Genomic DNA, 12,282 nt, shown 5'->3' with positions numbered 1-12,282 from the left:
CGACGTCGAGGCACGAACCTGCCCAAGATGGGTGATTTCAATCAATCGGTCATCCTGGACTCCATCCGCCGCTCCGATGAGGGTCTCAGCCGCGTGGAGCTGGCCGGTTCCGCAGGCCTGGCCGCGCAGACCGTCTCCAACATTTGCCGCCGTCTCCTGGATTCCGGATTGATCGTGGAAGCCGGCAAGGAAACGTCCGGCCCCGGCAAGCCGCGCACCATCCTCCGCCTGAACCCGAAAGGCATGTTTGCGGTGGGCGTCCACATCGACCCGGCCCTGACCAGCTTTGCCCTGGTGGACGCCGTCGGCACCGTCCTAGAAGCCTTGGAGGTTCCCACAGACTTTTCCCAGCCGGCCGAAGATGCCGTCAGGGCCATGGGACGGGAAATCCGGTCCCTGGTGGCCCGTTCCGGCGTTGACGAGAGCCGCATAGCCGGTGTGGGCGTGGCAACGCCGGGACCGGTCGACGCGGCCAGCGGCACCGTGGTGGCCCCGCCCCACATGCCCGGCTGGACGCGGGTTCCGCTGCGGGACATCCTGGCCGAAGCCACAGGACTGCCGGTCGTGATGGACAAGGACGTGACCGCGGCGGCGGTGGCCGAACTGTGGACGGGATCCGCGGGCGGGGCGTCCAACTTTGTGTACGTCTACATCGGCACCGGCATCGGCGCGGGGCTGGTCCTGGGCGATGAGGTGGTCCGCGGCTCGTCAGGCAACGTCGGGGAGATCGGCCACATCATCACCGATCCCGACGGGCCCCCCTGCGACTGTGGGCGGCGCGGCTGCGTCAAGGTCACCTGCATGCCCGAAACCCTGGTGGCCGAGGCCCGCGCACTGGGGGCCCTGCCCGCCGTGGACGGAGCACACCCGGCCACCCTGCAGGCCGACCTCGCCGCCCTGGCCGCGGCCGCCCAAGGCGGCAACGCGGAGGCGGCCGGCATTCTGGAACGAAGTGCCTGGCGCCTGGCCGGGGCCGTCTCCGTGCTGACAAACCTCCTGGACGTTGACCAGGTGGTATTTGGCGGGCCCTTCTGGCCTTCCCTGGCCGACACCTACCTGGCCCGGTTTCCTGACCTGTTGGCGCAGCTGAGCGTCACCACGGACGTGCACTCCGTCGGTGTTGCCGGAACCCGCCTGCTAACCAGTGGGGAGGCGTTTGGGGCCGCCTGCCTGGTCATGGAAAAGACGTTCAGCCCCAACGCGGCCCAGCTGCTGCTGGACTCCAAGCCGTAGCCGGGCCCCGCTGCCCGGTCCGGCAGGGCTAGTCCACGTCCTCGACCACCGTGCCGAACGGCACGTGGCTGTCGAGGTGGGCCTGCAACAGGGGCGGATCGATCACCACCCTGACCCCGTGGTCCCCCTCGGCTGCGGACTGCTGCAGAATGGGCTTGACGGTGGCGATGAAGTCGTCGTCCTTGCCCGCCAGGTATGCCTCGTATGCCTCCGGTAACTGTTTCATGAACACACACTAGCGCTGCCTGCCCGGCGTGGACAGGGCCCATGGGAAGTTCTGCCCATTGCGGCAGGGCCTGCAATTGGATGGACTGGAGCGCAAGGGTCGCCGCAGTGGTGCTCCGGCGCGCCGCAAGAAAGGCCACAGGAATTGTTGCAAGCTAGTGTGTCATCCAGGATCGACCCCTCCGAGCTGGACCGGGTGCAGAGAATTGCGGGCAGCATTTCCCGCAGTTTTGAAGCGAAGGTGGTGGGCCAGGCGCGCCTCCGCGAGACGCTCCTGCTGTCCCTGCTGACCGGGGGCCATGTGCTGCTGGAGTCAGTGCCGGGCCTGGCGAAGACGACGGCGGCCCAGACGCTGGCGGACTCCATCAGTGCCGCCTTCCACCGGATCCAGTGCACGCCTGACCTGCTGCCCAGCGACATTGTGGGCACCCAGATCTACGACGCCGCCCACGGCACGTTCGTCACCCAGCTGGGCCCGGTCCATGCGAACATCGTGCTCCTTGATGAGATCAACCGTTCCAGCGCCAAGACGCAGTCGGCCATGCTGGAGGCGATGCAGGAACGCCAAACCACCATCGGCGGGCAAAACCATCCCCTGCCGTCGCCGTTTTTGGTCCTGGCCACCCAGAATCCGATTGAGCAGGAGGGCACCTACCAGCTTCCCGAGGCCCAGATGGACAGGTTCATGCTCAAGGACGTGCTGGACTATCCGAGCCCCGTGGAGGAGGCGGAAATGATCCGGCGCATCGACGCCGGCGTGTACTCCGCCGAGGCCACCGCCACCGCGGTGGCCGGGCTGGATGATGTGCGCCTGCTCCAAAGGACAGCCACGCGCGTGTACCTGGACCCCTCACTGGTGCACTACATCGTGGGCCTGGTCTACGTTACCCGGCACGCGGCAAAATACATTGACCCGGCGCTTGCCTCGCTCATCGAGTTTGGCGCCAGCCCGCGTGCCAGCATTGCCTTTACACAGGCCGCACGCGCCCTGGCGCTGCTACAGGGCCGCGACCACGTCATCCCCGAAGACGTGAAGGCCCTGGCGGCGCGGGTTCTGCGCCACAGGATCATCCTGGGCTTTGAGGCTGTGGCCGAAAACATTCCAGTGGAAACCGTCATTGATGCCATCGTGGCCTCCGTCCAGACCCCATAGCCAGCCCCGCAGCCAGTCCCGCAGCCTGCCGCCAGCGTCCCCAAGGAAACAGTGCCCTCCCTTCTCAAATCGGTGAAGTCAAGGATGTACATCTTTGCGCACCGCAAAGCCCGCGGCCTGCTCGAGGGCGAGTACGCGTCCATATTTCATGGCCGGAGCCTGGATTTTGAGGACCTGCGGGCCTATGTCCCCGGCGATGAAGTCCGTGACATTGACTGGAAGGCAACTGCCCGGGTGGGGACGCCCCTCGTCAAGCGCCACAAGGCCACGCGCCGGCAGCAACTCCTCTTTGTGGTGGACACCGGACGCAACATGGCCGCCATTGCACGGGGCGGGGAGACCAAGAAGGACATTGCCGTCATGGCCATGGGAGTCCTTGGCTCGCTGGCGTTGAACCACGGCGACCAGGTGGCGCTGGTGCACGGCGATTCCCGCGGCACGCATGCCCTGCCGGCCCAGGGCACCGAAGGGCACCTGGAAGGGCTGCTGCGACGGGTGAACGCGGCCGCGGCCCTGGGCGCCGGTGAAAGCAGGCTGGCAGGGCAGCTGGAATATGCGGCGGCCCGCTTCAAGCGCCGGATGTTGCTGGTGGTCCTCGCGGACGAGGTGGCCGTTGACGTTCGCATCACCAATGTGATGCGCCGGCTGGCAGCCCAGCACGAGATCCTGTGGGTTCAAATTGACGACGCCGAGCTGGCGGGTGCGGAGGCAGCAGCCAGGGCCAGCTATGACGTGGCGGAGATGGGCCCGGTGCTGACCGCGCTGGCGGCGGATCCGGAACTGGCGCGGGACTATGCCCGGGCGGCGGCGGCGCGGGCCGAGGCGCTGACCGGGCTGCTGGTGTCCCGGGGGATTGCCATGGCAAGGATCGGCCACACCGGACAGGTGGTCCAAAGCCTCTTTGCCCTGCTGGAAAGGCACCGCCGTGCACAGTGAAGCCGTGCACAGTGAAGCCGTGGCGGCCCAGGGCGGCTTCTATGCGCCGGCCGGATATTCCATCCTGTGGCCCCTGCTGGGCGCCGCCCTGCTGGTGCTGTGCGCCGGCTGGCTGGGGTGGGTGTGGATGTCCACACGGCCCGGGAACACCCCTGCCGTGCCCCACTTTGTTCCGCCGCGAAACGCCGCCACCATCAAGGGCAGGTACCTGGCCCGGATCGACACCCTGGTCCGCCAGCACGACGCCGGCGAACGGGGACTGCGGGAGACGCACCAGGAACTCAGTGCCGCCGTCCGTTCCTTTGTCCACGACATGACCGGCCTCAAGGCCCAGCGCATGACCCTGGCGGAGCTGCGCGCGCACCAGCTGCCGTCCGTGGTCCGGGCCGTGGAAACGTTTTACCCCGCAGAATTCGCCCCACCGGACCCCGGCCGCGGCGAGGGCGGCCCGGCGGCACGCACGGACGTGGCACTCGCTGCCCGGGTGGCCAGGGATGCGGTGGCCACGTGGAGTTGAAATTCTGGTGGCTGCTGCCCGTGGGGATCGCCGCCCTCGCCGCCGCCGTCGTGCTTGCCCTGCGGAAGCCGGGAAGGGACGGCGCCCCGGTCCCGGTGGCGCATGCGGACCGGCTGACGGCGCTGCCGCGGTACCAGCGGGCCCTGGCCGCACAGCGGCGGTGGCTTGCCCTGGGCGTTGCGAGCGTGCTGCTGCTGGCCGGCTCGCTGCTCATGGCGGCTGCCCGGCCGGTGTCCGCCAGCACCACCATTCCCGGGCAGGTGAACCGCGACATCATCCTGTGCCTGGACGTGTCGGGCTCCATGGTGGGCACCGACGAGGCTATTGTGGGGGCGTTCGCGGAGCTGGTGACCCGGTTCAAGGGGGAGCGGATTGGCCTGACGATCTTTGACTCGAGCGCCGTGCAGGTGTTTCCGCTGACCGACGACTACGAATTCGTGGCCGAACAGCTCGCGGCGGCCAAGAAGGCCATGAACAAGGACACCACCAACTTTGACTTCTTCGCCGGAACGTACCAGCAGCCCGGGTCCTCCCTGATTGGCGACGGCCTGGCCAGCTGTGTGACCGGTTTCCCCGGGGGCGACGGCCAACAACGCTCCCGCTCAATAGTCCTTTCCACTGACAACATGCTGGCCGGCAAGCCGCTCTTCACCCTGGGGGAAGCCGCAGCATTAGCGAAGGCGTCCAAGGTGCGCATATACAGCCTCAATCCCAACGACTACAGCGAAGGCACCTACGCCGACCCCGTTGCCCAGGGGCTCAAGGACGCGTCCGCCACGACCGGCGGCGCCTACTTTCCGCTCACCTCCCCGGCCGCAGTGAAGTCGATTGTGGCGGCTGTGCAGGGCACGGAGGCGAAACGGCTCAACGGCGCTGCCGTGGTGACCGTGGCGGACCGGCCGGACGTGCCCCTGGGCTTGGGCCTGCTGGCCCTGGCGGGCATGGGCGTGGCGGCCTGGAAGGTGCGTCCATGACACTTGAGCCCATATTGCCGCCCTGGTTGTTTTGGATTTCGGCAGCCCTCCTGGCCGGCTTTGCCGCGGCGCTCCTGGCCCGGCGGCGCACACCCGCACGCTGGCGGTACGCCGCGCTGGTGCTGCTTGTGGTGGCGGCCGCCGCCCGCCCCGGAATTCCAGGTGCCTCCGCCCCCGTGGCAGCCGCCGAGCTGAACGTCTTCTTCGTGGTCGACACCACGCCCAGCGCCGGCGCCGAGGATTTCGACGGCAACAGGCTGCGGCTGGACGGGATGAAGGGCGACATCGACGCCATTGCCGGCCGGCTGGCCGGGGCGCGGTTCTCACTCATCACCTTCGACAGCACAGCCAAGGTGGTCCTGCCCCTCACCACGGACGCCACGGCCCTGCGCACGGCGGCGGACATCCTCTCCCCGCAAACGGCGTACGTGTCCCAGGGCAGCAGCGTGACCGGCGCCAACGCCCTGCTGGGTACACGGCTGGCCGCGGCGGCCAAGGCCCATCCCGAACGGTCCCGGCTGGTCTTCTACCTGGGCGACGGCGAACAAACGTCAGCCAATCCGCCGGAACCCTTTGCAGCCGGCACGAAACTGGTCGACGGCGGGGCCGTGCTGGGCTATGGCACCAGCAGCGGGGGAAAGATGCGGGACTACGCCTTTGGCACCAACAAGCCGGGGGACTACATCACTGACAGGTCCACCCGGGACGGCCGACCCGCACTGTCCGTCATCGACGAGAAGACGCTGCAGGCCATTGCCGGCCAGCTGGGAGTGCCCTATGTACACCGGCAAAAGGCCGCCGGCATTGACGCCGCACTGGCCGATTCGGCGCCCCGGGCCGCCATTGCCGCCGTCAACGGGGGAACTGAGGACCGCCAGGGTGCCGGGCGCACGGAACTTTATTGGCTGCCCGCGCTCGCAGGCTTTGGCGTGGCACTGGGCGGCCTGCTGGCCTCCGTGCGGGCCCTCGCGAGGCTGGGCCGTGTGCGGGGGCGTGCCGCATGAATCGAACTCAGAGGCGCAGGCGCCTCCTCCTGTGGTCATCGCCCGTCCTGCTCCTGGCCGTTGCCATGGCCGGGAAGCTGCTGAGTCTGCCCATCCTTGCCGGCCAGGCAAATTCGTCTTTTGACGCGGGCAGCTCCGCAGCTGTGGTCCGGGCTGCACAGGGACTGGACACGGCCAACTTTGTGGAGCCGTGGAAGGCCCACTTTGCGCTGGGTGACGGACACGTGCTTGGCGGCAACTTTGCCGCGGCCCGGAGCGAGTTTGCCGAAGCCCTGACATTGCGGCCGGGGCCGGAGGAATGCAAGGTGCGTGTCAACCTGGCGCTGACACTTGAAGAACTTGGCGACGAAAACGCAAAGGCCGGGAACACTCTGCAGGCCGTGGACTTTTACCGCCAGGGCAGCCAGGTGGTCACGGACGCGCCCCGCGGCTGTTTTGCGCCAGAGGGTGAAGGCAACAAATCCGGTGAGGGGGAGAAGCTGAAGGCGGCCGGCGATCGCCTGGCGGAGAAGCAAAGCAAGTCTGCCACGGCGAAGGATGGGGGCAAGGACGGAAAAGGCCAGCAGCCGGCGGACGCCTCGGCGCCGCCGCAAAGCAAGCTGGACCAGCTCGAAAGCCGCAGCGGCAATGCCCAGCAGGAGCGTTCCCAAAGCGGCAAGCTGAAGGAATCCTTCTCCGACTCGCCGCCCCTGTCGTACGACAAGCCCTGGTAAACGGGCAGCCGTTAATTCGGCCACGGCCAGCAGAAAGCGTGCCAGTCATTCAAATCGACTGAAACAATCCGTAAAACTTGCGTCTCAATTCGGTGCCGGCTTGCCGGTCGTGTGGGGGCATGCGTAAAGTTTGAAGCACGTTAGTTCCTCAACGTGTGTCAGCGACCTCCGTTGTTCGGGGGTGTGGGTGCCCCCATGTGGGCCTGACATTTGCTCAGCGGAACGCCAGCGTTGGGCCGTCCCTGACGGCTCCGCGGGTGTCAATCGCCGCCTCCAAGAAAACTTGTCCTGCCGCCGGGTGCACCATTGCCCGCGACGCGCGGGGCGACCCATCGCCAAGGATCAGCAAATGTCCCCACCCAGACCCCTGCAGCCGACCCCGCTTTCCGGGGGAGCGGCGCCCACCGCGCTTTCCTATGAATTGTTTCCGCCACGCAACGAGACGGCATCTGCCTCCCTGTGGGCCACCATCCGCGAGCTGGAAACCACCAATCCCGACTACGTCTCCGTCACCTACGGGGCCAGCGGCAGCAACCGCGACACGGCCGTGGAACTGCTCCACCGACTGCTGTCCGAAACCACCCTGCGCCCCCTGGCCCACCTGACTTGCGTAGGCAACACGGCGGAGGAACTGGCCGGAATCATCTCCGAGCTGCTGGACCACGGGGTGCGCGGCATCCTGGCCCTGCGTGGGGATCTCCCCAAGGACGCATCCGGTGCGCCGAAACGGGGATCGCTCACATACGCGCAGGACCTGATTGAACTGGTCCGCCGCGTGGAACAGCGCCGCTCGGCCCTGCTGTGCGCGGGCAGGGTGGCCATTGGTGTGGCCGCCTACCCGGCCAAGCACCCCGAATCACCGTCCATAGAGCACGATGTGGAAGTGCTCCTGGCCAAGCAGCGTTCCGGCGCCGACTTCGCCATCACCCAGGTGTTCTTCCATGCGGACCAATACAAGTCCCTCGTGGCACGGGCACGCAGGGCCGGGGTCAGCATCCCCATCATCCCCGGCGTCATGCCGCTGACCAGCCTGCGGCGCGTGCAGCGCCTGGGCGAGCTGACCGGCGTCGAGCCCGCCCCTGCCCTGCTGGACGCCCTGGGGCGCGCGGACGACTCCGCCGCCTCGCGCCGCATCGGCGTGGCAGCCACGGTGGACCTGGCCCGTGCGGCGCTGGACGCCGGGGCACCCGGAATCCACCTGTACACCTTCAACGAACACGCCGCCGCGCTGGAGGTCCTGGACAAGCTGCAGCTGCTGCGTCCCGGACGGCCCGCCGTGGCCCGGCGTACGCCGTCCCCCCAACTTGTGCAGGCCTAGGCTCCGGCCTGGTCATTGCAACCACTCTTCAAGAAACAAACCCTAAGGAATCCCATGTCGAACACCCCCGCATTCCCCGCAGCATCCCTCCTTGGCTACCCGCGCATCGGCCGCCGCCGCGAACTGAAGAAGGCCGTTGAATCCTTCTGGGCCGGCCGCATTGACGAGGCCGCCCTGGACGCCGCAGCGAAGGAAATCCAGCTTGGCACCGCCCGCCGCCTGGTGGAACTTGGCCTCACCGACGCCGCAGCGGTCCCTGGCACGTTTTCCTACTATGACCAGGTGCTGGATGCCATTACCCACCTCGGAGCTGAACCGGCCCGCTTCGGTGCGCTGCGCAACGCCGCCGGTGAATTGGACCTCAACGCTTACTTCACCCTGGCCCGCGGCTCCGCCGAGGTGCAGCCGCTGGAAATGACCAAGTGGTTTGACACCAACTACCACTACCTGGTGCCTGAAATTGGGCCGGAAACCAACTTCGCCGCCACCTCCAACCGCATTGTGGAGCAGTTTGAATATGCCCTGGCCAACGGTGTTGAAACGCGCCCCTATCTGGTGGGCCCGGTCACGTTCCTGCTGCTGAGCAAGGCCTCCGACGACGCGCCGGCCGGCTTCAACCCGCTCTCCCGCCTCGAGGACGTGCTGCCCGTCTACGCGGAACTGCTTTCACGCCTGGCCGCCGCAGGTGCCACCTGGATCCAGCTGGACGAGCCGGCGCTTGTTGCCGACCAGGACATTCCCACGGCCGAACTCCAAGCCGCCGTGGCCCGCAGCTACTCCGTGCTCGCGGCCGACGGCGAGCGCCCCGCCATCCTGGTCTCCACGCCGTTTGGCGCCCTCACGGAGCTGCTGCCGACGCTGGCGCAGGCCCCCATCGAGGCGCTCCACATTGACGCGTTCAAGGGTGCCCTGCCCTCCCCGGCCGAGCTGGCGCTGCTGGCCGGCAAGACCGTGGTGGCCGGCGTGGTCGACGGGCACAACATCTGGCGCAACGACCTGGCCGCTTCCGCCGCGCGCCTGGACGTTTTGAAGGCTGCCGGCCTGAACGTTACAGTCTCCACCTCCACCTCCACCCAGCACGTTCCCCACGACGCTGCCGAGGAAGCCCAGCTTCCCGCGGAACTGCGCAGCTGGCTGGCTTTTGCCGACCAGAAGGCCACCGAAGTGGTGACGCTGGCCGCCTACCTGGGGGACCCGGCGTCGTCCGCGTCCGCGATTGCCGAGGCGACTGCCGTCATTGCCTCCCGGGCCGCAGCTGCCGGCGTCAAGCGCCCCGAGGTGCGTGCCCGGCTGGCCGCATTGACCACGGCGGACTTCAACCGCTCAGCCTACGCAGTCCGCGAGGCGGCCCAGGAACAGGCACTCCACCTGCCGCCCCTGCCCACCACCACCATCGGCTCCTTCCCCCAGACCAGCGAAATCCGCAGCGCACGGGCCCGGGCCAACAAGGGTGCCATCACGGGCGAGGAATACTCGCAGCTGATGAAGGACGAAATCAAGCGCGTGGTGGAGTTGCAGGAGGAACTCGATTTTGACGTGCTGGTCCACGGCGAGCCCGAGCGCAACGACATGGTCCAGTACTTTGCCGAGAACCTGGAAGGCTTCGACGTCACCGTCCACGGCTGGGTCCAGTCCTATGGCAGCCGCTGCACCCGCCCCTCCATCCTGTGGGGCGACGTCACCCGGGAGAAGGCCATCACCGTGGAATGGGCCGAATTTGCGCAGTCGCTGACGCAGAAGCCCATGAAGGGCATGCTGACCGGCCCGGTCACGATCTTGGCCTGGAGCTTTGTCCGCGACGACCAGCCCCTGGGAGACACGGCAAACCAGGTGGCCCTGGCGTTGCGCGATGAAATTGCCGACCTGGAAGCCGCAGGCATCAAGATCATCCAGGTGGACGAGCCGGCCCTGCGCGAACTGCTGCCTCTGCGCCGTGCCGACCAGCCCGCCTACCTGGACTGGTCCGTGAATTCGTTCCGCCTTGCCACGGCGGGCGCCGGCGACGGCACGCAGATCCACACCCACCTGTGCTACTCCGAATTCGGCGTCATCATTGACGCCATCGACGGACTGGATGCCGACGTCACCTCCATCGAGGCCGCGCGCTCCCGCATGGAGGTTGTCAACGACCTGGAAACGCACGGCTTTGGCCGCGGCGTGGGCCCGGGCGTCTACGACATCCACAGCCCGCGCATCCCCGGCCAGGCCGAGGTGACCGAGCTGCTGGGCACGGCCGTCCAGCACGTGCCGGCCCGCCAGCTCTGGGTCAACCCCGACTGCGGCCTGAAGACCCGCGGCTACGCCGAGACCGAAGAGTCCCTGCGGAACCTGGTCGCCGCGACCAAGGAAGTGCGCGCACAGCTCGTGTAGGCATTGCGGCTTCGCGGCTTTGCGGCCTGAAGCACGACGGCGGCACCCGACTCTCCCTGGAGGGACGGGCGCCGCCGTCGTGCTTTTAAGTGGTGAAGGTCCCTCCACACGGGGAGCCGGGGTGGCGGTTGTGCACATTGTGGGGCATGGGGCTTTTGGCTGCTGCCGAGGGCGGCAAGGATGGGGGAAGAAGCGGGACGGCTGCCAACCGTGGCTAGTTCCGGCAAGGTGCTGGGAGGAGGTGCGGGACGTGGCGATGCCTGAGTGGTTGCAGGAAGGCGGCGGGGGTGGGGTGCCCGGCGCCGCCCCCGCCGCCCCTGGGGAATTTGCAGCTGACGGCTGGCCGTTGGCCCGTTCGGCGGAAGACGTTTCCGTACAGGCCAAGTCCTTTCTATCCGGTGTGGTGAATGCACTGGGAACCACCCTGCTGGATCTCGCCGAGCAGCAATTCGCCGAGGCCGCCGAACTGGCCTCCGGCGCACGTCCAGGGGATCCCGTGGCCGTGGACGGACGGGTCCGGGACGTCGTCCAGGCGGCGGGTGCGGCTCTCATCGACGCCATACGGGAGCTGGAAAATGTCAAGAACGCTGCTACTGCAGCCCAGGCCAAGGCCGAGGTCCTGTTCGAAGTTGTCGAGCGCACTCGTCAGGTGCAGGCCGGAGTGCGGGGGAGTGCCCTGGGCAGGGGAACCGTGCTGGCCGTGGCGCTGGCACGCCGCGAGTCACAGTGGACTGCCGGGCGGCACATGGCCTCGGCCACGCGGATAGTCAGGGAAATGCCGCTAACGCTTGAGGCGTGTTCGAACGGTGTTCTAACGGAGCGCCGGGCTGCAATCATTGAGTCGGGCACGGAATTCCTCACCCGTGAACAGCGGGCGGCTGTTGATCAGGCAATTTCCGGTGACCCCGACACCCTTGAAGGCATGGGGGACAAGGAACTTGACGCCGCCGTCAAGCACATGGCGTACGAGTTGGACAGTGAAGCCTTCACCAAGCGGCTGCGCAAAGCGGAGTCGGAACGCCACGTCGGGCTCAAGCCCGTGGCGGACGGGATGGCAGAGCTGAGGGCGCTGCTGCCCCTCAAACACGGTGTTGCCGTCCTGAAGTCGCTGACCGTCGTGGCCGAATCTGCGCGGAGCGCCGGGGACAAGCGCACCAAGGGGCAATTGATGGCGGATGTGCTCACACACCGGCTGCGCACCCACCTGCCGTGTGCAGATGCGGATTCCGACGCCGTCGGCTGCCTCACGGCGGCGGAAGCTGACATCCACCTGGACCTCATCATGACGGACAGGGCGCTGTTTGACGGCGCCGCCGAGCCCGCCGTTCTCACAGGTTTCAGTCCCATCCCGGCCCCCGCGGGTCGAGAGCTGCTCACCAACACCGCAGGACAGGCGCAGGTATGGTTGAGGCGGCTGTACACCCACCCGGAATCCAACGCGCTCATGTCGATGGATTCCAGAAGCAGGCTCTTCCCCGACACAATGAAGCGGTTCCTGTTCGACCAGGACCAGCTTTGCGCCAACCCATGGTGTGGCGCACCCATTAGGGATTATGACCACGTCAAGTCCTTCATTTCGGGTGGGCCCACCTCCATTGGCAACGGGCAGGGACTCTGCCAGCGCTGTAACCTCGCCAAGGAAGTGCCCGGGTGGAGCAGCGAGGCCGTTCAGGGTCCCGACGGCCGCCCCGGCACCGTGATCCGGACCCCGACGGGACATACCTACAATGCATCCCGCCCGGTCCTGCCGGGGAGGGCCCGACGGACGGTGCTGCCCTCGCGCGGCGCATCGGACGGTCCAGGTTCTTCAGCCGACGGGCCAAGGCCCGGGTAGCCGCT

The 12,282-nt window shown here is 67.5% G+C and carries 11 protein-coding genes; 10 read left to right on the top strand and 1 reads right to left on the bottom strand.

Features of this window, described 5'->3' with window-relative positions; genetic code table 11:
• Positions 1-27 precede the first annotated feature (27 nt).
• A complete protein-coding gene (locus tag LPN03_RS00525; RefSeq protein ID WP_262452404.1) occupies positions 28-1,233 on the top strand; it encodes an ROK family transcriptional regulator in 1,206 nt (401 codons plus the stop codon).
• A gap of 28 nt (positions 1,234-1,261) precedes the next feature.
• On the opposite strand, the gene LPN03_RS00520 is transcribed toward LPN03_RS00525, so the two are convergent.
• A complete protein-coding gene (locus tag LPN03_RS00520; RefSeq protein ID WP_165180550.1) occupies positions 1,262-1,459 on the bottom strand; it encodes a hypothetical protein in 198 nt (65 codons plus the stop codon).
• Positions 1,460-1,603: 144 nt separating this feature from the next.
• Here LPN03_RS00520 and LPN03_RS00515 point away from each other — a divergent pair, with 144 nt between their 5' ends.
• The 9 genes from LPN03_RS00515 to LPN03_RS00475 all read left to right on the top strand — a co-directional run bounded on the left by LPN03_RS00515 (position 1,604) and on the right by LPN03_RS00475 (position 12,277).
• Positions 1,604-2,611 (top strand): AAA family ATPase, encoded by a 1,008-nt coding sequence (locus tag LPN03_RS00515; RefSeq protein WP_262452403.1) that lies wholly within the window; start codon positions 1,604-1,606, stop codon positions 2,609-2,611.
• Positions 2,612-2,662: 51 nt separating this feature from the next.
• Positions 2,663-3,547 carry a DUF58 domain-containing protein gene (locus tag LPN03_RS00510; RefSeq protein WP_262452402.1) on the top strand — a complete coding sequence of 295 codons (885 nt, stop codon included), beginning with the start codon at positions 2,663-2,665 and terminating at the stop codon, positions 3,545-3,547.
• A gap of 4 nt (positions 3,548-3,551) precedes the next feature.
• On the top strand, positions 3,552-4,064 hold the full coding sequence (locus LPN03_RS00505) for a hypothetical protein (protein ID WP_262452401.1): 513 nt from the start codon (positions 3,552-3,554) through the stop codon (positions 4,062-4,064).
• A complete protein-coding gene (locus LPN03_RS00500) occupies positions 4,055-5,038 on the top strand; it encodes a vWA domain-containing protein (protein WP_262452400.1) in 984 nt (327 codons plus the stop codon). The genes LPN03_RS00505 and LPN03_RS00500 overlap by 10 nt, the downstream gene beginning before the upstream one ends.
• Positions 5,035-6,042 carry a vWA domain-containing protein gene (locus tag LPN03_RS00495; RefSeq protein ID WP_262452399.1) on the top strand — a complete coding sequence of 336 codons (1,008 nt, stop codon included), beginning with the start codon at positions 5,035-5,037 and terminating at the stop codon, positions 6,040-6,042. The genes LPN03_RS00500 and LPN03_RS00495 overlap by 4 nt, the downstream gene beginning before the upstream one ends.
• Complete coding sequence (locus tag LPN03_RS00490; protein ID WP_165180556.1) at positions 6,039-6,755, top strand: hypothetical protein; 717 nt, start codon at positions 6,039-6,041, stop codon at positions 6,753-6,755. The genes LPN03_RS00495 and LPN03_RS00490 overlap by 4 nt, the downstream gene beginning before the upstream one ends.
• Positions 6,756-7,104: 349 nt before the next feature.
• Positions 7,105-8,073 (top strand): methylenetetrahydrofolate reductase, encoded by a 969-nt coding sequence (locus LPN03_RS00485; RefSeq protein ID WP_165180557.1) that lies wholly within the window; start codon positions 7,105-7,107, stop codon positions 8,071-8,073.
• A gap of 54 nt (positions 8,074-8,127) precedes the next feature.
• Positions 8,128-10,443: a 5-methyltetrahydropteroyltriglutamate--homocysteine S-methyltransferase gene (gene metE / locus LPN03_RS00480; protein ID WP_165180558.1), complete on the top strand. Its 2,316-nt coding sequence runs from the start codon at positions 8,128-8,130 to the stop codon at positions 10,441-10,443.
• 256 nt (positions 10,444-10,699) lie between these two features.
• Positions 10,700-12,277, top strand: a complete 1,578-nt coding sequence (locus LPN03_RS00475; protein WP_262452396.1) for an HNH endonuclease — start codon at positions 10,700-10,702, stop codon at positions 12,275-12,277.
• Positions 12,278-12,282 lie beyond the last annotated feature (5 nt).

It is taken from the genome of Arthrobacter sp. A2-55 (assembly GCF_025548615.1).
In the GTDB taxonomy this organism is placed as follows: Bacteria; Actinomycetota; Actinomycetes; order Actinomycetales; family Micrococcaceae; genus Specibacter; species Specibacter silviterrae.
Note: the sequence above shows the minus strand (reverse complement) of the source record. Positions and strands in the feature narration are given on the sequence as shown.